We start from the raw sequence: 19,079 nt of genomic DNA, 5'->3' as shown, positions 1-19,079 counted from the left end.
TGCATGAACGCACGGATGCTAACGTGGCAGGTGGGTCAGTTTTAGATGATCATAACCCACCCAGGTGGGTCACTTTTGCATGCCGATTCACACCCGAACCGATCTCGAGAAAGCGGGCGAAGATCCAGCGGACGTGCTCGGCGCTGTCCTCATCGACCAACAACTTCCGGTTCTCGACGCGGTAGCCGTAGGGCGGCACCCCGCCCATCCACATGCCCTTCTTGCGGCTGGCCGCAACCTTGTCCCGGATGCGCTCGGCCGTCACCTCGCGCTCGAATTGCGCGAACGACAGCAGTATGTTCAGTGTCAGCCGCCCCATGGACGTGGTCGTGTTGAACGACTGCGTCACCGAGACAAATGTCACTTCATTGCGGTCGAACACCTCGNTGGTCGTGTTGAACGACTGCGTCACCGAGACAAATGTCACTTCATTGCGGTCGAACACCTCGACCAGCTTGGCGAAATCGGCGAGCGAGCGGCTGAGGCGGTCGATCTTGTAGACCACCACCACATCGATCAGCCCGTCCTCGATGTCCTCCACCAGCCGCTGCAGGCCGTGACGGTCCAGCGTACCGCCGGAAATGCCGCCATCATCATACTGATCGCGGACCAGCACCCAGCCCTCCGCCTTCTGGCTGACGATGTAGGCCTCGCAGGCCTCGCGCTGGGCGTGGAGCGAGTTGAACTCCTGCTCGAGCCCTTCCTCGGAGGATTTGCGCGTGTAGATCGCGCAGCGTTGCTTCCGGACGATGGGCTTGGTCATGTGCGGCCCCTCCGGTTCTTCAGCCCGAAGAAGACCCACCCGTTCCAGCGCGTGCCGGTGATGGCGCGCGCGATGGCCGACAGCGACTTGTAGGGCCGTCCCTGCCACTCGAAGCCTTCCCCGGTGACGGTGACAACATGCTCGACGCCCTGCCATTCGCGGAGCAGCCGCGTGCCGGTGATGGGTTTCAGGTCTGCGCGGATGCGGCTCTTCTTTCTGTCGCCGCCGTCAAGTTCCTCGCCCAGCCGCTCCAGCCGCCGGATGGTTTCGGGCTTCAGCCCGCCATAGGTCAGCTCCTGGATGCGATAGGCCAGCCGGCTTTCGAGATAGCGCCGATTGAAGGGCGGCGGCTCGCTGTCGAACAGGTCGCGCCACTGCTTTTTCAGGTCTGGGGTGGTGGTGGTCTTCAGCGCGGCCAGGCGCGCAGGGATGGGATCATGCGTCGTCATGGTTTTCTCCGGTGAATGGAGTTGCATGAAGGCATCGGTCGGGCGGAGAGTGTAGGCAACTTTCTCCAGTATCTTCAGAAGGTTCGACGCCATCGCGCTCCTTCAGACGGACTAGCCCGAGCGCCAGCAGCCCACACAACTCGGTGCGGCGCTCGTTGGGTGTCAGCTGGTCCGGGGGCAGAGCGTTGGGCCCACGCCTTGTCGTGTGGATCGCGTTTTGCATGGGAAAACGCTATCCGATCAGACCCCAAAAACAATTATAATCATAGGCTTATGGGGGTGCTGCGTAAGCGTGCGTCTCCGATGGGAACCAAAGGCGACGTGAGTTGCAACGGTAACAATATGATCTTCGCGCCCCCATGCTCGGACCAGCTTAGTTTCGCGGGCTGGCCTGCACGGGTCCATCACATGGTTGCCGAGCTTTCCGCTCGTCCCTCGTCGGCCAACGCATCGAGCGTCCGACGCGTCTCGCGGCACAGCCCACCATGGCACAGCTCTTGGATGCGATAGCCGAGCCGAAGCTCGAGGTTGCCGCGGCTGGCGTTCGGAGCGCGCTCCCCGAAAGTGATCTGCCACTTCTCCTGAAGCTCGGGCACCGTCATGGCCTACAGCGCCGCAAGGTCGGCCAGTACGTCGATCCCCGCTGCCTGAACAGCGATGGGGAGCTTTGCGCTGATTTTCTAGAATTTTCCCTCGTGCGTCGTCTCCAACTCGGTTTCGCACCTGTCTCCGACAACGGTGTCTGAGGGCGAGAACGTCCAGCGAACTGTCTCCGTCGATCGGAGATTTATCGTTCCCTTTCTGTGGGTTGGTGCGCGCGATCGCACTGGCGAGGATCGCAGCCAACTCCGCCAGTCGCTCATCGGTGGTGAGCGTCTCGATGGGCGGTCCGAAGGCGATGTCGTCAGATATGGGGAGCGAACCCTTGGAAGCGGTTTGCTTCACGTTCGCCGCTCTGGCGGGCGCATTTCAAGTGAAAGCCGAGGGTTACCGTACTCTCGCGCGGCGACGAGAATTTGTAAACAGCAGGAGAGGTCTGATGATGGAAGCGGTCCGCTTCACCTTGACACGCGCTTAAACAACAGGTCACCTCGTCAGGTAAGATTGAGGACCCATAAGCCATTCATGCATACGAAAATAACGCGCCTGTTACAGATCGGTGACGTACACCTGCCAGATTGGCCGAGCGAAAAAACTTCACTCGACCTGAAGGATGGTGCCTTTTCTGAAGATATCATCCAAGACCTCACCGAAAATCGTCTCTCGATGGTGTTGTCCGCATTGAATAAAGTCGCAAACTCCAGATCAATCGATTCTGTAGTGCTCATGGGCGACTATACCTCCCGCGGGCAAACCGAACATATTAGCCGAGCGACAAGAATCCTATGTACACTTCTACAGGATGCGGGAAACCGGCATCAGCCAACAGTGTGCGGAGTGCCAGGCAACCATGATGTTTCAAAGGTCGATGCGGCAAAAAAAGGTCCGATCGCCAAGTTTGAACCAGTAAGAAAAGCATTTCGGGAGTGCGGCTTTAACGAGCCACCAGTAGAGGACAGTGTTTTTCACGCCATCAAAAACCGTGATGGCGGTCAGTTAGAAATCTGCCTTCTCAATACGAGTATCGGATCTATGTCCGTGCATCTGCTGCCGCAGCAGCTCCAAGCTGATTTTCAGGATGACCAGCTTGAACAGACACCAGTAAAATTCTTTGAACACGAACAAGACGCACGAGCTGAGCCAGAATTTGGCGCAATCACAGGAAAAGTGAAGAACCGCGTTGACCAGCTGTATAATCAGCTGGACACTCCGTATCTGTCTAAATACGCCCTTCGATCTCTTTTAGGCTGGATTTCCAATGGACAGAAAGATTTCGCACTTATATGCGCCCATCACAATATCCTTCCCCAACGAATTCCCCGAATCACACCTTATGCCGAAATGCTCAATGCCGGGCTACTGAGGGATGCACTGCTTGAAACGGGAAAAGTAATTCTATACCTACACGGGCACATTCATGAGAGCCCAATCGAAACAATCGTTCGACCAAAGGCATACGGCGAAACCGGCCATACGGCCAAAATCATTTCGGTGTCAGCGCCTCCCATATGGGAGGGCTTCAACGAGGTTGGTCTATTTCACGACGAAAATGATGACATCTTTTTGGTCCGAGTGACGGAATATAGACCAAACAAAAATGGACACATTGGGAATTTTTCAGACCAAAGAACTAGATATTTCCCCTTGATCACGGACCATTCTGTTCTGATGACCAAGAATGCCCGAAGGCTTTGGGACAAATTGCGAGATTCGACGCGCTTGACGTGGTCAGAGTTAATCGAGGAGTGCGAAGAATTGGATCTTGCTAATGATGATCTCGAGCATCTTGCTATGCTATTGTTTTGCTCAGGGGCGATGAAAATCGCAAACTTGGGAAAACCTCGCCATAAATGGCGGCTCGAGATTTCAGAAATGGGCGCATGATGTTGAATCCCTTTCAGCCTACCAAGTTCGAGCACGAAAACCGCCCTGTAGTGTGGTTATCACCCTGGGCAAGATCTCTTGCTAAGACAAAGAAACCCGACTTCGTAGTAGGTACGCGCGGCAGCGGTAAAACAACCGTTTTGCGCTCCCTGCATACGAAAACGCTAATTGAGAACGACTTCCTCGCCCAGCAATATGGATACAAGGGACGCACCTTTCATTGGTTTGGTTGTTATATGCAATTCAACCACAGCTTTCAGCACTTAACTGAGCAGGTCCTGAACGAGGTTTCCAAAGTACATGGCAGAACTGTGTCAGAGCTGAACCGGTATAAACTCTTCTGCTCATTTTTTGAATTGAGCGTGCTGGAAAGTCTCCTTGAAGACCTTAGGTCGCTTGAAGATAGAGAGTTGATACACTTCTCCGGCAGGAAGGAAAAAAGAGCTTGCGATGAGCTGAGAGAGATTCTGAACGAAATTGGCGTAGCCGATGTTAACTTAATGTCGGACTATAATGATGCGCTGCGTCTCGTTCGACACATTCGAGGCGCGTTTCTGGCCACCTACGACCAAGTTCGGATCGCTGATGCTATTTCAGCAATGGACGCCTTTACCCCAACTACAATTATTAAATTCATTAGAGAAAGCATTGTCCCCTCTATCAGGTCAGAACGATTGCCAAGGGGAAAAGAGGTGGATCTTTACATTTTGCTAGACGATTGTGAGAACCTCAGTGATCTGCAGCAGCGCGCACTCAATACCTATCTTCGATCAACTGAAGGTATCGCGAAATGGGTAGTCGCCTATGTCAGGGGGCAGTATAATACAATTCAGACGACAATCCCTGAAACCTCCCTTAGTCATGCAGACCGGAATATTTGCGATGTCGATGACAGGTCAGAGGAGGACTTTCGTAATTTTTGCGAGAGCGTCGCAACGCTTAGGCTGAACAACTTTCTTAGGTCATCGCTTTCCGAAAATGTCCGTGAAAATACAAAATTTGAGTTATCGAAATGTGGACGACCTTCATACAATATTTTGGTTTCAGAAATTTTGGAAGGTTATCAGAGCGCTGCGGTCCAAAAGTTTAAGAGTGAAGTTGGAACAACAAAGGCAAAGTTAGCAAGTGTTATCGGTGTTGGTCAACGCGAATCATTCCATGTGAGTGCCACCCGAATGCCCTATGTTGAGCACGTGGTGATATCTTCGCTTGACCTTGATGTTCTTTCCTTTGGGTCCGAGCCTGATCAAACTCGACTTAGGAAAGAACTCCACAGAAAGAGCGCTGCCGCGTATATAATCGCTTGTCGAGTCTGTAAGCGGCCACCCTTGTATGCCGGGGACCGGTTCGTACTTTGGGCTAGTGATGGTAATATACGTGATTTTTTAGACGTGATGGCGGAGATGTTTAGCCTCCATACAAGTAGGGGTGCATCCTCTGACAATCAAAATATTACTCTTGCGAAGGCTTGCCGAAGGTTTCTTAACTCTGAAGAGAGATTTTCGATAAAGATTCAAGACCGCTGTATTCGTAATGTTTCTCATCACTCTTACGAGACGATTCAAGGTATCGAGGACTCTGGAGAACCGCATATATTTTATCTTCTCTCCGGTCTCGCGGAACTCCAACGTATCCTTCATCACTACAACGAGAATGGCGAGGCTGTGCGCTACCCCGAACGCGGTATCTTTAAGGTTAATGTCAAGCAGTTTAGCGTATCAGCGTCAGAATATGAGTTCTCAAATCTGTATGGTCTTCTTCGTCGTATCGAGCGCGATGGGTTCATACGTCTCGAGGAAAATCGGGCTGGGTTGGAAAGAGAGGACGTTGCATTTCGGCTACATCGACGACTATGCCCTGTTTTGGATTGTTCTCCACGCGGCGCGTACGAACAAGTTCGCATTGATCCTCGACTACTTGTGCGTTTGCTTTCGCAGTCCGACCCTGTTTCTCCTAAGCTGTGGGCTGAAGACTATTTTGATCGCATGGTGGGCCATGATCGGCGGCAACAGAGATTTGATGTTTGAGTGTTGTGATGATCTTTAACGGATACTCCTTCGAGGAAAGACATTTCAACGTCGGTGACATCGAGGAGTTGGAAGTTGACGACGCAATTTTTGTGCTCGGCTGGGAGTCTCGATGCATGGAGTTTGCAAGGTCCGGTGCGATCAAGGGAAAGCGGGCGTATGGCATACGGTTTCTCGATGATGGTATGGGAGAGAGACAAGAGCATGAGTTAGAAGCCCTTTTGAGCGAAAGCTTCGATGATTTTGAGCTTCGGAGGTTCACCAGTGCGCAAGACCGAACAAGCTGGGAAGGCGAGCTTGACGGTTTCATCGCCGAATTGGCTAAACGCGCCGACTCTCTAACTTGCTTTGTGGATTATACGATAATGCCCAAGGCGATGACACAAACGCTTTATAGAATGCTTTTATCAAGAGACAGTTATCCCAAGATTCACTGGGGGTATTGCGAAGGTATTTACTCGTCGGCTGCTGGAAATTTAACCTTTGATCAAGGAGTTGCGGATCAGTTCTTTCCAATTCGGTTCGCTCAGGGAAAAGGTGGCACTTCCGTTGAGCGAGCAGTCATTGCTGGAATCGGTGGAGACGTTAAGCTTATATCGGACCTATTGGACGGCCCTGATTACGATCATGTATTTGTTATTTCAGCGAAATCGGGCGGCTCACCGGAGCTTTTCAAAACCGCGCATGAACAAAAGGCGCGTATAATGAGGGAGCATCATGTCCCAGAAACTAATTTCAGAGAGACTTCTGCACACTCCGTTAATGATTGTATATTAGAGTATCTAAGTATAGTCCGGGCGTTGCCGCGGGAATGTGCGATCGAAATTTTGGCTACCGGCCCAAAGCCCCAAGCTGTAGCAGCATGTGCGATTGCTGAGAAATTTGAGGGTTCCGTCTCACTTCTTGGCCGTGTACCAAAAAAGTATAGTCGGCATGATGTACGTGCTTCGGGAAATGTTTCAATCAGTACAGTAAGCAACTTTTGTAATCCAGATATTCGCCACCTTTTACCATGATGTATCATTTTGTTTTAGCTACGGTGGTGGAGTTTGTTCACTGGCCGGTTTCGATACGCGAAATTCGTGGTTCAGCTGGCCTCATGGGTTGGCTTGGTTAGATCAGATTTCCCTTGCAAACCAGCGAATCCGTCCGACGATGTGAATCTCGTCTGCCGTCCGCTCGTACGGACTATAAAAGCCGTTGTCGGAAATCACCCGCACCGCCGGCGGATCGCTGCTGGGGATGTGCTCGAGCCGCTTGGCCACCAGCCCAAGGCCATCGTCGAGCACGAAGATCCCAGGCGGATTGGGGGCGCGGCGGGCCATGTCCACCAGCACGGCGTCGCCATCGAGCAGCGTGGGCGCCATGCTGTCGCCCTCGACATGCATGATGCGCAGCTGCGCGGGGTTGGCCTTGAGGTTGTGCCGGATCCAGGCGCGCCGGAAATGATAGGCGCGGTCGGCTGTCTCCTCAAACTCCTCCACGACGGCGCCGCCGCCCATCGAGGGCCGCGGGGTGGCATGCGCGATCGCCACGAAGGCTTCATCCGGGCTCTCGATGAACGGTGACGTGCCCTCGACATTTCCGATCCCGTGGATCAGCCAGTCGCGATCCACCTTCAGCACCCCGGCGACGGCGCCCAGCTTTTCCATGCCGGGGCGTGTCGAACGGCCGCGAAGGATATCGTAGACGAAGGATCGGTTGACGTCGGCCATCTCGGCGACATGCGCGGGGCTGAGACCAAGCTGCTGGGCCCGGGCCCTGAGACGGTCGGCAAGGGTATGATGCTCGGCCATGTTGTCCCCAACGCTCTGTGGATTGAAAAGGATAAAACAGGATTGATCGGACAGCGTCAAGCCAATAGGAACAGAAGGTAAACACTCTATACGGGAATCGTCGGGAGGGCAGTGCATGCACATCGAGAAATCGTACTTCACGCTCCCCGAGGTGCTCGACCGCTGGAAGATCACCGAAGCGGACCTGATCTACCTCGCCGAGAACGACCAGCTGCGCCTTTCGGTGCGTGTCTTCGGCGTCCCGATGGAGTTCGGCGACATCGAGGAGACCTCGCACGGCGAGGCGTGCCGGATGCCGTGGGAGCAGACCCGCTATAGCGGCCTTCTGGATCTGCATGCCAGCGACGTCTTCCAGCTTTTCCGGTGCGGCGAACTGCATCTGAATTCGTTTCGTACGCCGCGTGCGGACTATGCACGCATCTTTGGCGGCTCCGAGCCTGTCTTCGTGCTGATCGGCGACCTGCTTTTGACGCGCGAGGAACGCGATCGGTTCGAGATCGAAACCGGCTTTTCTGCCGGCGATCATGCCGGAGAAGCGCCCACCTTCATCCACTCGGCGGACTACCAGGAGGTGCGCTGCAACGGCGACCGCTTCAAGCTGGGGCCGATCCAGGCGGAGGTGGTGCGCGCGCTGCACGCCGCCGCACTGGCGGGCGAGCCCTGGCAGAACGGCAAGGCGATCCTCTACGGTGCCGGCTCGAGGAGCCTGCGCATGGCCGATGTGTTCAAGTCGCAGGCGAACTGGCGGCGACTCGTCCGCTCGGATCGCCGCGGCGGATACCGTCTCAACATCGACTGAATCGCCGCCGGTCCGCGCTCGCTGAGGGATCGCGAAGGGGATGGGTGGGGGATGGAAGGGGATGAGATCCTCTGATCCACGGCTCCACCCTTGTCCTGCAACGACTTTCTGATCCCCCACCGCATCCCCCGCCAGTCCTGACGACATCCCACATCGCGATCCGGCAATATGCTCTCAACGCCGCATGAGAGGAGAGACCGATGTTGCAGACGCATTGCATGAACCAGAAGGAGCTGGCCCGTCGCTGGGCGATTTCCCACCGGACGCTGGAGCGCTGGCGTGCCACCGGTCAGGGGCCCGTGTTTCTCAAGCTGGGCGGCCGGGTGGTCTACCGGCTGGCGGATGTCGAGGCGTTCGAGCAGAGCCAGCTTCAGCGTGCCCTGACGATCCGCAATGCGGTCGCCCGGGCCCAGCAGCCGCCGCGGCGGCTCACGGCCGATCCGGCGCGCGCCAGCAGCCAGTCCACCGCCCTCCAGCGCACGCCGCGGGCATGCTGATGAGGACCGCGCCCCATGGCAACCGGCAGTCGGCCGCACCGCACCTCACCGATATCGACCTCAATGCGTGGATTGCGCAGGCCGAGGCCGGCGATGCCCTGATCTATCACTGCGGCTTTCTCGTGGTCGATGCGGACAAGGCGCTCTCGACGCTGCCGACGGACCGGCGCCTTGCCCTGCGCGGCGTGGCGGATGCCGCGTTTCGCGCCGCGGAACAGGGCCTGGTGCATCTCGTGCAGGAGCGGCTCGAGACCGACCGCTTCGCCTACATCGCCATCGCCCGCCCCAAGCCGAAGGGCGCCACCGCGTCGCTGTCCGCGCTGCTGCTCGACGCGCAGGCAGCCTGACACCCCCACCCAGACCCAACCCGCAAATCAAGGAGGCACAAATATGCCATTTCCCGCAAACACCCCTACGCCGGACGACCTGTCGGAGCTTAGCGTTCAGGACATCGCGCAGATGCCAGTCGAACTGCTGGCCATCCTGCAGCACGAAATCGACGCGCGGCTCAAACGCGACAAGGCCGCCAAGACCCGCCTCGATGGCGCGCTGAGCGTGCGCTACGCCGACCACGCTGCCGAGGAACGGCAGGCCCACGGCAAGGACACCGGTACGGTCAGGTTCGATGATGGCGATTTCACCATCGTCGCGGACCTGCCGAAGCGGGTGGAGTGGGATCAGGCGCAGCTGGCCGCGGTGGTCGAGCGCATCCGCGCCACCGGCGACGATCCCGCTCAGTATGTCGACATCGCGATCAAGGTGCCCGAGCGCAAATATACGGCCTGGCCCGACGCGATCCGGGCCGAATTCGAGCCGGCGCGCACCGTGAAGACCGGCACGCTGAAGGTCGAGCTTCTCGCACAGGGAGGCGATCGATGAGCTTGCGCATTCTTACCGCCGATGAGCGCCTGCAGGAGGCGCAGGGCAAGACCACCATGGCGCTGTTCGGGCCGAGCGGGTCGGGCAAAACAACCCTCGTCACCACCATGCCCGAGGAACAGACCGTGTGTCTCGATCTCGAGGCGGGTCTCAAGTCGGTGCAGCACTGGCGCGGCGACAGCCTGCCGATCCGCCGCTTTGCCGATGCGGTCGACATTGCCTGCCTCATCGGGGGCGCGAACCCGGCCGCCCAGCCCGACGAACATTTTTCCGAGGCCCATCACGCGCATCTGCGCGGCCTCTATCCCGATCTCGCCGCCCGGCTCGATACCAAGCGCATCGTCTTTGTCGACAGCATCACAGATCTGACGCGCCAGGCGATGGCATGGGCCAAGACCCGGCCCGAAGCGTTGTCGGAACGGACCGGAAAACCCGACACGCGCGGCGCCTACGGCCTGCTGGCGCGCGAGGTCATCGGGCTGCTGAAGCATCTCCAGCATGCGCCGGGGCGCACGGTCATCTTCGTCGGCATCCTCGAAAAGGTCATCGATGACATGAATCGCGTGACCTGGCAGCCGCAGATGGAGGGCGGCAAGGCCGCGCGCGAACTGCCCGGCATCGTCGACCAGGTCCTGACGCTCGGCCTGTTCACGCAGGAGACCGGCGAGGACGGCACGGTCACCTGGCAGCACGACCCCGAGAAGGGAAAAGCCCGCCGCCTTGTCTGCCACTCCGGCAATCCCTGGGGCCTGCCGGCCAAGGACCGCAGCGGAAAGCTCGACCTCACTGAGCCCGCCGACCTCGGCGCGCTTCTCAACAAGATCAACCAGACCCCGAAAGGATAATCGAAATGACCTTCGACATGAACGATGTGGCGCCACAGCAATCCGGTGACCTGATCCCCGACGGCACCTTTGCGAAGGTGACAATGTCCATCCGCAAGGGCGGCACGGACGGGATGAGCGAGGTGGATCGCGGGTTGCTGAAGCCCTCGAACCAGCCCGGCAGTGATGTGCTGTCGGTGGATGCCGAATTCACCGTGGCCGAGGGGCCGCATGCCCGGCGCAAGTTCTGGCAGAATTTCACCGTCCAGGGCGGCAAGCTCGACGAGCAGGGCCAGTCGATCGGCTGGAAGATCTCCAAGAGCCAGTTCCGCGCGATGATCGACAGCGCACTCGGGCTGAACCCCGAGGACATGAGCGAGGCGGCCAAGGCCAAGCGCATGCTGCGCGGGCTGGCCGATCTCGACGGGATCACGTTTGTGGCCAAGACCCAGATCGAGCCGAGCCGCAACCCTTCCTACAAGGACGCCAACAAGCTCGACCATGTGGTGCTGCCCACCGCACCCGAGTGGCGACGGGTGATGGCGGGCGAGCCTGTGGCGGCGCAGCCGTCGAACAAGTCCCGTCCCGCCACCGCCCCCGCGCAGCCCGCGACGCCGGCCTGGGGCCAGTCGCAGCCCGCGGCCACGCCGGCCGCGCCCGCCTGGTCGTCATCCTCCGCCCAGCCCGCCTCCGAACCCACTGACCCCAAATCCGCGAGCGGCGCGCAGCCGTCGGGCGGTCCGGCGTGGCTCAACCCGTGAGCCCGGACGAATGGCAGGCGCATGTCACCACGGAGGCGGCCCTCGCGATGGGGCGCTGGCTGGAAGCGCGGGGGCGGCTCGACCGCCCCATCGCCACCCTCACGCGAAAGGATCTCGAATGCATGGCCTCAAACGCGATCAGCCGCTTCCTCGTGCTGGCCTCGGAGCGTCGCACCGCCACGCCGGACGCGGAGGAACGCGAAAACCTCGACCTGCTTCTGATGGGGTGAGCGGCGTCTCGGAAACTCTCCGGGGGAGAGTTTCAGCCGCGAACGGGCGGAGCCCCCAACGCCGCGCCGAGCTAGGCCGCCGCCAACCCTGCGCGCTGTGCGGCCGGGAGGCCCGGGGCTTCGGTTACTGCCACGGCCTGCTTTGGGGCCGCAATCCACACCACCGCTTCTGCTCGATGGCCTGCCTCACGGCAGGCTCGGCCAACGCCGAAAGGAACCACGGCATGATCGACAAGACCGACATGGAAACCCGCGCCATCGTCGAGGCGCGCCGCGCGCTGGCCGAAGCGCTGACGGAGATGGGGCTGATGGCGCCGTTCTATCATCGCCCGGCCGCCGACATCGACCGCGTGATCGAGGCCTGCGTCGATGGCTTTCAGGCCTCAATGCGGCGTCAGACCGATGCCGGCGACGTGCCTTTTTAGAGAGGGTTTTGAGTATGCTCGATCTTAACCACAAGTCCGGCTTCGTCTACGGACGTCGCACCACCGATCCTGAGCCCCTTGGCACACGGATCAACACACGGCTCGATACGGCCCTCGAGGCAGAGCGGCAAAAGCAGCGCCCGCGCGACTATCTCGGCGCCAGCCGGATCGGCGAGCCCTGTGCGCGCCGGCTCGTCTATGAATTCACGAAAACCCCAGTCGATCCGGGCAAGGATATCGAGGGGCGGACCCTGCGCATCTTCGAGGCCGGCCATGTCTTCGAGGATCTGGCCATCCGATGGCTGCGCGCGGCCGGGCTGGATCTGCGCACCGAGAGGCGTGATGGCGGCCAGTTCGGCTTCGAGACCGCGAGCGGGCGGATCCGCGGGCATGTCGACGGGGTGATCGTCGATGGCCCGGATCTCGGCCTCGCGTGGCCCGTGCTGTGGGAGCACAAGGCGCTGAAAGCCTCCAGCTGGAATGACACAGCGAAGAAGGGCGTGCAGGTCTCCAAGCCCGTCTATTACGGCCAGCTGCAGATCTACATGGCATACATGCGCCTCGAGGCCGCGCTGTTCACCGCGCTGAACAAGGATACCTGCGAGCTTTTCCACGAGCATGTGCCCTTCGACGCGGGCGCCGCACAGGTGCTGTCGGACAAAGCGGTGGACGTGCTGCGTGCCGCCGACGCCGGCGATCTGCTGCCGCGCATCGCCGCCCATGCCGATTTCTACCTCTGCCGCTTCTGCCCCTTTGCCGCGCGCTGCTGGACGGAGGGGCAGCCATGAGCGTCAACCTCACGGACGCGCAAACGTGCGCCATTGCCGCCATCCGGGACTGGTATCTCCATCGCACGCACGAGCAGCAGGTGTTCCGGGTCTTCGGATACGCCGGCGTGGGCAAAACCACCATCACCGCCATGGCCATCGAGGCGCTCGGTCTGGAGCCGATGACCCCGGGCGGTCTGGGCGGCGTACTCTTTGCCGCCTACACCGGCAAGGCCGTGCTGGTGATGACCCGCAAGGGAACCCCGGCCCAGACGATCCACAGCCTGATCTATCGCCATTCCGAGGCCTCGCCCGAGGAAATCGCGCGGGTGACCGAGGAACTCGCGGCGCTGGAGCGCGATCTGCCGCGGATGGGCGTCGCCGAGCGAAGCTTTGCCGAGGCTCAGATCGCGCAGCTGAAACTGCGTCTCGACCACATCCATGCGCCGCAATTCGTGCTGAACCCGCAATCCGATCTGCGCGATGCCGATCTGCTGGTGCTCGACGAGGTCTCCATGGTCGGTGCCGACATGGCCCACGACCTGCTGGCCTTCGGCAAGCCGATCCTCGTGCTCGGCGATCCGGGCCAGCTGCCGCCCGTGAAAAGCACGGGGGTTTTCACCGAGGCCGTGCCGGATGTGATGCTCACCGAGGTGCACCGTCAGGCCGCCGACAGCCCGATCCTGCGGCTCGCAACCATGGCGCGCGAGGGTCACGACATCCCCTTCGGCGCCTTCGACGATCAGGTCTGGAAGATGTCCCGCCACGAGATCGGCCCCGCGCAGATGCTGCAGGGGGAACAGGTGATCTGCGGCACACATGCCATGCGGCGGCGGCTCAACACCGCGATGAAGCACGCCGCCGGATTTGACGCCGATTACCCCACGGGTGCCGGCGAAAAGATCATCTGCCTGCGCAACCGCCACGATCTGGGGCTGATCAATGGCATGTTCCTGACCCTCACGGATGTGCAGGCGCATCCGCACAACGACCGGGCCTTCCGCGCCAGCGTGCAGACGGATGATGGAACATGTGTCTCCGGGACGCAGGAGTTCTGGCGCGGCGAATTCGACGATCATGTGCGCTTCGATCCGGATCGGCACCGCCGCGAATGGATGGCCTGCCGCGGGCTCATCCAGTCCAGCTGGGGCTACGCGATCACCTGCCACAAGGCGCAGGGGGACTCCTTCGGCACTGTGATCGTCTTTGATGAGGGCTTCGGTCGCACCGCCGAGGAACGCAATCGCTGGCTCTACACCGCCATCACCCGGGCCGAGCGCGGCCTGCTGATCCTGTCATGACACACCCATCAAGAAGGACACCATCATGCACAAACGATCCCATGACCCGCGCTCGGCGGAGGAAAAGGACGCCGAACGCCGGGCATTCGCCGAAAGCTCCGGCAGGAGTGTCGAGGACATCAAGGCACTCGAGGACGCGCTGCGCGAGGTTCCGATAGAGCACTTGATCGAGCGGCTCTATGGCCCGGATCACGGTGCCTTCTACGACAAGGGTGAGGATCTCTGGATCGTTCCCGACCCGAAGCATCGGGGTCCGGGTTTCGGGTTCATCGCCATTCGCAGCGACCGAAGCTGGTTCGGTGGCGTCGTTCCGCCGGGAGCCTTTCAATGAGTGCCGTTGTCATCGATCTCAATGATGTCGCCCCGGCCCATGCCCAGCCCGAGCGCTACGATCTGGACCTGATCGTACAGCGCCTGCGCGAGACGGCCGAGAGCTGGGTGCCGCGTCTCTTCCCGAACGGCAAGCGCGTCGGCGATGAGTGGCGGCTGGCCAATATCCGCGGGGACGCCCCGCGCAATACCGGCTCCTGCGTCATCAGCTTGCGCGGCCCGCATGCCGGCGACTGGATCGATTTCGACGGCAATGCGGGCGGCGGGCCGATCAGCACGATCGAGGAAGGCACCGGCCTGACGGGCCGCGACCTCATCGTCGAGGCGGCCAACATGACCGGCGTGACCTCCGGTGCCCCGATGCGCCAGGCACCGCCAGCCAAGCCTGCGCCAAAGCGCGATGCAACGCAGGATATCGCCCATATCCTGTCCAGAGCCGTGCCGCTCACGGACACGCCTGCTGCGACATACCTTGCCGGCCGCGCTCTGGCGGTGCCGGACGAGACCGACCTGCTGTTTCATCCCGACCTGACGCATTGGGAGACGAGGACCGGCTATCCGGCGTTGTTGGGGCAGGTCCGCGATCGCAGCGGCGAGGTGATCGGGCTGCACCGCACCTACCTCGTTGAAGACGCCAACGAAGTGCGCAAGGCTCCGGTCTCGAAGCCGAAGATGATGATGGGGCGCATCGCCGGCGGTGCCGTGCGGCTCGCGCCGCTCGGGACCGGCGACCGGCTGGCGCTGTCGGAAGGCATCGAGACCGGGCTCGCGGTGATGACCGCCTGTCCCGATCTGCCCGTCTGGGCGACGCTGTCGACCTCCGGGCTGGAGCAGATCGATCTGCCGCCCGCCGCGCAGCGCGTGCTGATCCTGGCCGATCATGACGTATCGGGCGCCGGCTTGCGTGCCGCCGAAGCCTGCGCCCGCCGGCTTCGGGCGCAAGGGCGCGATGTCGCCATCGCACGACCGCCCGAAGAGGGACAGGACTTCAACGATCTTCTGGTGCGCGACGGACCCGAGGCCATAGCCACCCTGATCGCCGATGCGGAGGCCATCACCGAGACCAAGGTCGTCCTGCAGATCGGCCAGCATCGCCCGGTCAATTATCAGGGGTCGGGCGAGGACATTCCGACCTTGCGCGCCGACGAGGGCGATCTGGGCCGCTCGGTCTCCCAGGTCTGGAGCGTGGTCATGGCATCGAACCGCACGCCATGGGTCTTTCGCTTCGCCGGTCAGCCCACATGGGTCGTCCCCGATGATGAGGGGCGTCCGGTGGCCACCATGCTCAACGAGGAGCGCCTGCGCCACATGCTGGCACGGCTCGCCCGCTGGGTGCGCGAGAACGCCAAGGGCGAGCTGCTGCCCGCGCCCCCGCCCGTCGCCGTGGTGAAATCCGTGCTCGCCACGCCCGACCCGGCGCTGCCGGTGCTGACCGGCATCGTTAACACGCCGGTCTTCGGCCGCACCGGCACGCTGATCACCACGCCCGGCTATCACCCCGACGCCCGGCTGCTCTACGTGCCGGCGCCGGGCTTTACCGTGCCCGATATTCCGAGCCGGCCAACCGAGGCGGAGATTGCCGCGGCCCGCGCCCTGATCTGCGAGGATCTCTTCGGCGATTTCCCCTTCACCGGCGAGGCCGAGCGCGCGCATGTCGTGGCGCTCCTGCTGCTCGGCTTCCTGCGCGGGATGATCGACGGGCCCACACCGCTGCACCTGATCGAGAAACCCACGCCCGGCACCGGGGCCACGCTGATGGTCGACGCCGTGGCCACCATCCTGACCGGCACCGGCGCCAGCGTGATGACCGAGGGGCGCGACGACGAGGAATGGCGCAAGCGCGTCACCGCCAAGCTGCGCCAGATCCCCTCGATCATCCTGATCGACAACCTGCGCGCCAAGCTCGACAACTCCGCCGTGGCCGCCGCGCTCACCGCGCCCTTCTGGGAGGATCGCGTTCTCGGGCAATCCGAGATGACCCGGCTGCCGATCCGCTGTCTGTGGATCGCGACGGGCAACAACCCGGAATTCTCCAACGAGATGGCGCGCCGTCTGGTGCGCATCCGGCTCGATGCCAATGTCGAGCGTCCCTGGCAGCGGTCCAGCTTCCGCCATCCCGATCTCATGGTCTGGATCCGCGCCAATCGCGGCCGGATTGTCGCCGCCTGCCTGACGCTCTGCCAGGCATGGATCGCCGCGGGCAAGCCGCGCGGCACAAAGACCATCGGCTCCTACGAGAGTTGGGCGCAGGTCATGGGCGGCGTGCTCGAGACGGCCGGCATCCCCGGTTTCCTCGGCAATCTAGAGGAAATGATGGAAGCATCCGACAATGAAGGGGCGGCGTGGAACGGGTTCATCTCAAGCTGGTGGGACCGGTTTGGGACCGCAGAGGTGGGGGCAAGCGATGTGCTTGAGCTGGCGCTATTCGCCGACCCGAAGCTCCCGGTGGGCCGCGAGGGCAAGACCATCGACACGGCAGAGCTCGGTCGTGGCATCAGTCGGATGCGAGACCGTGTTTTCGATGTGGATGGGCGGAAGCTCCAACTGAGGTTCAGCAGAACGCTGCGACGCTCGCAACGCTGGATTCTGATGATCACGGGGGATCGCGCACCCCAATCGCCTGCTGAAGGGTGTGAGGTGTGTGAGGTAGGGTGTGAGGATACGAAAGCCCTACCTCACACGTCCAACTCACTGAATACGCAGCAGAAAACCGAAGGGTGTGAGGTGTGTGAGGTAAACTCCCGTACCCTTACGCATGCGCGCACGCGCGCGCACGCGAAGGAGAGGCCGGAAAATGCCTCACATTCCTCACATACCTCACACGCGCCAATGAAATCAAAAGCTTATGGGTGTGAGGATGGGTGTGAGGCAGATTCGCCCACCTCACACAGCCCAGGCTCGGTGCCTGACTGGCTCAGGGAGGTGCTCGAATGATGCGTCCGCCTACTACGGGCCCGCTGCGTGTGCCCTGTCCTGACCAAAAGTTCCGATCCGACGACGGCGTCCGGTACCGCCAAGCATCAACCGCCGTCGTCTTCCACCCGAGCAGCCAACCAGAAGAGGAGACCACTCATGGCTGAACCGACTCTTGCCACCACTCATGGCGGCGCAACCCCGGAAACGCAGATCCCGCCCGCGGCGGCGCGCACCATCCTGGCGCTCGACCTCGGCACCACCACCGGCTGGGCCATCCGTGATCATGATGGCCTGATCACCAGCGGTACGGCCCGCTTCAAACCCGGCCGCTACGACGGCGGCGGCATGCGGTATCTGCGGTTCACTAACTGGCTGACCGAGATCGACCGGCTGTCCGGGCCGCTCGCCACGATCTGGTTTGAGGAAGTCAGGCGGCATGCGGGCACCGATGCGAGCCACGTCTATGGCGGTCTGATGGCCACGCTGACGGCATGGGCCGAGCTGCGTGGCATCCCCTATGCCGGCGTCCCTGTTGGCACGATCAAGCGCCACGCCACCGGCAAGGGCAATGCTCCAAAGCAGGCAATGATCGACGCAGCCCGCGCCCGCGGGTTCTCGCCCGCTGACGACAACGAGGCCGATGCCATCGCCATCCTGCTCTGGGCCATCGAGACGCAGGGAGGTGTGCAATGACCGGGATGCGGTATGCCCCGAAAGGCTACGGCGGTCACCGCCGCGACCCCGAGCAGGTCAAGCGCGACGGTTGGCACGAGCAGCACATGCTGGCGGTCTCGCTCGATGACCATCGCCTGACCTGGCCAGAGCGGGAACTGGTGCGGCAACTGGGCGAGCGTCTGTACGGCAAACTCCCCGCCGTCCGGGAGGTGCGCAATGAGTGACTGGACCACCGGCCGCGTACAGGACCGGCTGGAGCTTGCGGCAGACGTGTTCGCGCAGCTGCCCGCGGTGAAGCCGACAGGCTATTTCAACGCCTGGCCCGAGTATTTCCACAGCTTCGCCGATCACGTGGGCCAGGAGCCCGAGATGAAACGCCCGCGACCCAGCCCGCGCATGATCACCGAAGCCGATGAGGCCATGCTCTGGCTGCGCTGGCTGGAGCGCGACGACGCCCGGATCGTCTGGCTGCGCGCCAACCGCAAGCCGTGGAAGAAGATCACGTGGGAGATCGGGCTCAGCCGCCCGGCAGCCAACCGGCACTGGCAATACGGCGTGGCGCTGATCACATGGCGGCTCAACGGGCGCGTGCCGTCCGCCAAGCGATCGCGGCGCTTCGTGATCGAGAACGCCGACCGGCTGTCAAGGAAAATCGTCCTGTGAGGGAATTATCGGAGAGACATCCGGACGGGTTCACTGCGAAGCTCGAGGGGCCTACAAAAGGGTTATGCTCGCATGAGGCGTGAGCGACGGGACAGCACGACACGACTGGATTCCGGGGTCCACCCGGAGTCCAGATCGGAATCCAGAAGGGGACACGATGGCACGAGAGCGGCGACAGTTCGAAACCGGGCAAACGCCCACCGTCTGACCGGAAAAACTGTCTCCGCCGACCCGTAAGCCATTGATTTTACGGTTCCTTTTCGTGCACTTCGTATGCTGGGGGGCGCAGCGCGCAATTTCGCCAGCGTCAGGGCCGTTTTTTTGGGAGTCCACCCCGGTCGGAGTCCACCCCTGAGACCAGAAATTACCACGCGATAACAGTCTCTTGGCAGGTGGACTGTAAGCGCCAGCTGGGCCCCACGGGCTTTTCAGCTTGACGTCTGGAAGTTCCAAGGGAGGAGTTCGTCGATCCGGTTTTTCGGATGGCCGGCGG

Annotated in this window: 21 protein-coding genes and 1 pseudogene; 18 read left to right on the top strand and 4 right to left on the bottom strand. The window is 61.1% G+C overall.

Going from position 1 to position 19,079, the window contains the following annotated elements; translation table 11 throughout:
- Nucleotides 1–91 precede the first annotated feature (91 nt).
- The 3 genes and pseudogenes from V8324_RS18245 to V8324_RS18235 all read right to left on the bottom strand — a co-directional run.
- A pseudogene (locus tag V8324_RS18245) lies at nt 92–763 on the bottom strand (recombinase family protein); the annotation flags it as partial.
- The gene (locus tag V8324_RS18240) at nt 760–1,212 is read right to left on the bottom strand and encodes a DUF2924 domain-containing protein (protein WP_336421343.1); all 453 of its coding nucleotides are present in this window, start codon (nt 1,210–1,212) and stop codon (nt 760–762) included. The gene V8324_RS18240 and the pseudogene V8324_RS18245, both read right to left, overlap by 4 nt.
- 404 nt (nt 1,213–1,616) lie before the next feature.
- Nucleotides 1,617–1,814 carry a DUF2924 domain-containing protein gene (locus V8324_RS18235; RefSeq protein WP_336421342.1) on the bottom strand — a complete coding sequence of 66 codons (198 nt, stop codon included), beginning with the start codon at nt 1,812–1,814 and terminating at the stop codon, nt 1,617–1,619.
- 523 nt (nt 1,815–2,337) lie between these two features.
- On the opposite strand from V8324_RS18235, the gene V8324_RS18230 reads away from it, so the two are divergent.
- Genes V8324_RS18230 through V8324_RS18220 form a run of 3 tightly spaced genes read left to right on the top strand, consistent with a single transcriptional unit; the run spans nt 2,338 to nt 6,739 of the window.
- Nucleotides 2,338–3,696, top strand: coding sequence for a metallophosphoesterase family protein (locus V8324_RS18230; protein ID WP_336421341.1), 1,359 nt, complete (start codon nt 2,338–2,340; stop codon nt 3,694–3,696).
- Nucleotides 3,693–5,723, top strand: coding sequence for an ORC-CDC6 family AAA ATPase (locus V8324_RS18225; RefSeq protein ID WP_336421340.1), 2,031 nt, complete (start codon nt 3,693–3,695; stop codon nt 5,721–5,723). Before V8324_RS18230 ends, V8324_RS18225 begins: the two co-directional genes overlap by 4 nt.
- Nucleotides 5,720–6,739: a hypothetical protein gene (locus tag V8324_RS18220; protein WP_336421339.1), complete on the top strand. Its 1,020-nt coding sequence runs from the start codon at nt 5,720–5,722 to the stop codon at nt 6,737–6,739. The genes V8324_RS18225 and V8324_RS18220 overlap by 4 nt, the downstream gene beginning before the upstream one ends.
- Before the next feature lie 102 nt (nt 6,740–6,841).
- Here V8324_RS18220 and V8324_RS18215 read toward each other — a convergent pair whose 3' ends face one another.
- Nucleotides 6,842–7,519 (bottom strand): XRE family transcriptional regulator, encoded by a 678-nt coding sequence (locus V8324_RS18215; RefSeq protein ID WP_336421338.1) that lies wholly within the window; start codon nt 7,517–7,519, stop codon nt 6,842–6,844.
- A gap of 115 nt (nt 7,520–7,634) precedes the next feature.
- Here V8324_RS18215 and V8324_RS18210 point away from each other — a divergent pair, with 115 nt between their 5' ends.
- The 15 genes from V8324_RS18210 (at nt 7,635) to V8324_RS18140 (ending at nt 18,586) form a co-directional block, all read left to right on the top strand.
- The gene (locus V8324_RS18210; protein WP_336421337.1) at nt 7,635–8,318 is read left to right on the top strand and encodes a hypothetical protein; all 684 of its coding nucleotides are present in this window, start codon (nt 7,635–7,637) and stop codon (nt 8,316–8,318) included.
- 200 nt (nt 8,319–8,518) lie between these two features.
- The gene (locus tag V8324_RS18205) at nt 8,519–8,815 is read left to right on the top strand and encodes a helix-turn-helix transcriptional regulator (protein WP_336421336.1); all 297 of its coding nucleotides are present in this window, start codon (nt 8,519–8,521) and stop codon (nt 8,813–8,815) included.
- Nucleotides 8,815–9,162 (top strand): hypothetical protein, encoded by a 348-nt coding sequence (locus tag V8324_RS18200; protein ID WP_336421335.1) that lies wholly within the window; start codon nt 8,815–8,817, stop codon nt 9,160–9,162. The genes V8324_RS18205 and V8324_RS18200 overlap by 1 nt, the downstream gene beginning before the upstream one ends.
- 43 nt (nt 9,163–9,205) lie before the next feature.
- Nucleotides 9,206–9,694, top strand: coding sequence for a hypothetical protein (locus tag V8324_RS18195; RefSeq protein ID WP_336421334.1), 489 nt, complete (start codon nt 9,206–9,208; stop codon nt 9,692–9,694).
- Nucleotides 9,691–10,539, top strand: a complete 849-nt coding sequence (locus tag V8324_RS18190) for an ATP-binding protein (protein ID WP_336421333.1) — start codon at nt 9,691–9,693, stop codon at nt 10,537–10,539. Before V8324_RS18195 ends, V8324_RS18190 begins: the two co-directional genes overlap by 4 nt.
- A gap of 5 nt (nt 10,540–10,544) precedes the next feature.
- Nucleotides 10,545–11,279 carry a hypothetical protein gene (locus V8324_RS18185; RefSeq protein WP_336421332.1) on the top strand — a complete coding sequence of 245 codons (735 nt, stop codon included), beginning with the start codon at nt 10,545–10,547 and terminating at the stop codon, nt 11,277–11,279.
- Nucleotides 11,264–11,509: a hypothetical protein gene (locus tag V8324_RS18180; RefSeq protein ID WP_336421331.1), complete on the top strand. Its 246-nt coding sequence runs from the start codon at nt 11,264–11,266 to the stop codon at nt 11,507–11,509. The genes V8324_RS18185 and V8324_RS18180 overlap by 16 nt, the downstream gene beginning before the upstream one ends.
- A gap of 224 nt (nt 11,510–11,733) precedes the next feature.
- Entirely contained in the window at nt 11,734–11,934 is a 201-nt protein-coding gene (locus V8324_RS18175; protein ID WP_336421330.1) for a DUF6511 domain-containing protein, read from the top strand.
- Nucleotides 11,935–11,948: 14 nt separating this feature from the next.
- Entirely contained in the window at nt 11,949–12,722 is a 774-nt protein-coding gene (locus V8324_RS18170; protein WP_336421329.1) for a hypothetical protein, read from the top strand.
- Nucleotides 12,719–14,002, top strand: coding sequence for an ATP-dependent DNA helicase (locus tag V8324_RS18165; protein WP_336421328.1), 1,284 nt, complete (start codon nt 12,719–12,721; stop codon nt 14,000–14,002). The genes V8324_RS18170 and V8324_RS18165 overlap by 4 nt, the downstream gene beginning before the upstream one ends.
- Nucleotides 14,003–14,027: 25 nt before the next feature.
- On the top strand, nt 14,028–14,333 hold the full coding sequence (locus V8324_RS18160) for a hypothetical protein (RefSeq protein WP_336421327.1): 306 nt from the start codon (nt 14,028–14,030) through the stop codon (nt 14,331–14,333).
- Complete coding sequence (locus V8324_RS18155; RefSeq protein ID WP_336421326.1) at nt 14,330–17,266, top strand: DUF7146 domain-containing protein; 2,937 nt, start codon at nt 14,330–14,332, stop codon at nt 17,264–17,266. Before V8324_RS18160 ends, V8324_RS18155 begins: the two co-directional genes overlap by 4 nt.
- A gap of 138 nt (nt 17,267–17,404) precedes the next feature.
- On the top strand, nt 17,405–17,941 hold the full coding sequence (locus V8324_RS18150; protein WP_336421325.1) for a crossover junction endodeoxyribonuclease RuvC: 537 nt from the start codon (nt 17,405–17,407) through the stop codon (nt 17,939–17,941).
- Nucleotides 17,938–18,147, top strand: coding sequence for a hypothetical protein (locus V8324_RS18145; RefSeq protein ID WP_442970575.1), 210 nt, complete (start codon nt 17,938–17,940; stop codon nt 18,145–18,147). The genes V8324_RS18150 and V8324_RS18145 overlap by 4 nt, the downstream gene beginning before the upstream one ends.
- Nucleotides 18,140–18,586, top strand: coding sequence for a DUF6362 family protein (locus V8324_RS18140; protein WP_336421324.1), 447 nt, complete (start codon nt 18,140–18,142; stop codon nt 18,584–18,586). Before V8324_RS18145 ends, V8324_RS18140 begins: the two co-directional genes overlap by 8 nt.
- Nucleotides 18,587–19,079 lie beyond the last annotated feature (493 nt).

This window comes from Roseovarius sp. D22-M7 (genome assembly GCF_037083785.1).
In the GTDB taxonomy this organism is placed as follows: Bacteria; Pseudomonadota; Alphaproteobacteria; order Rhodobacterales; family Rhodobacteraceae; genus Roseovarius.
Note: the sequence above shows the minus strand (reverse complement) of the source record. Positions and strands in the feature narration are given on the sequence as shown.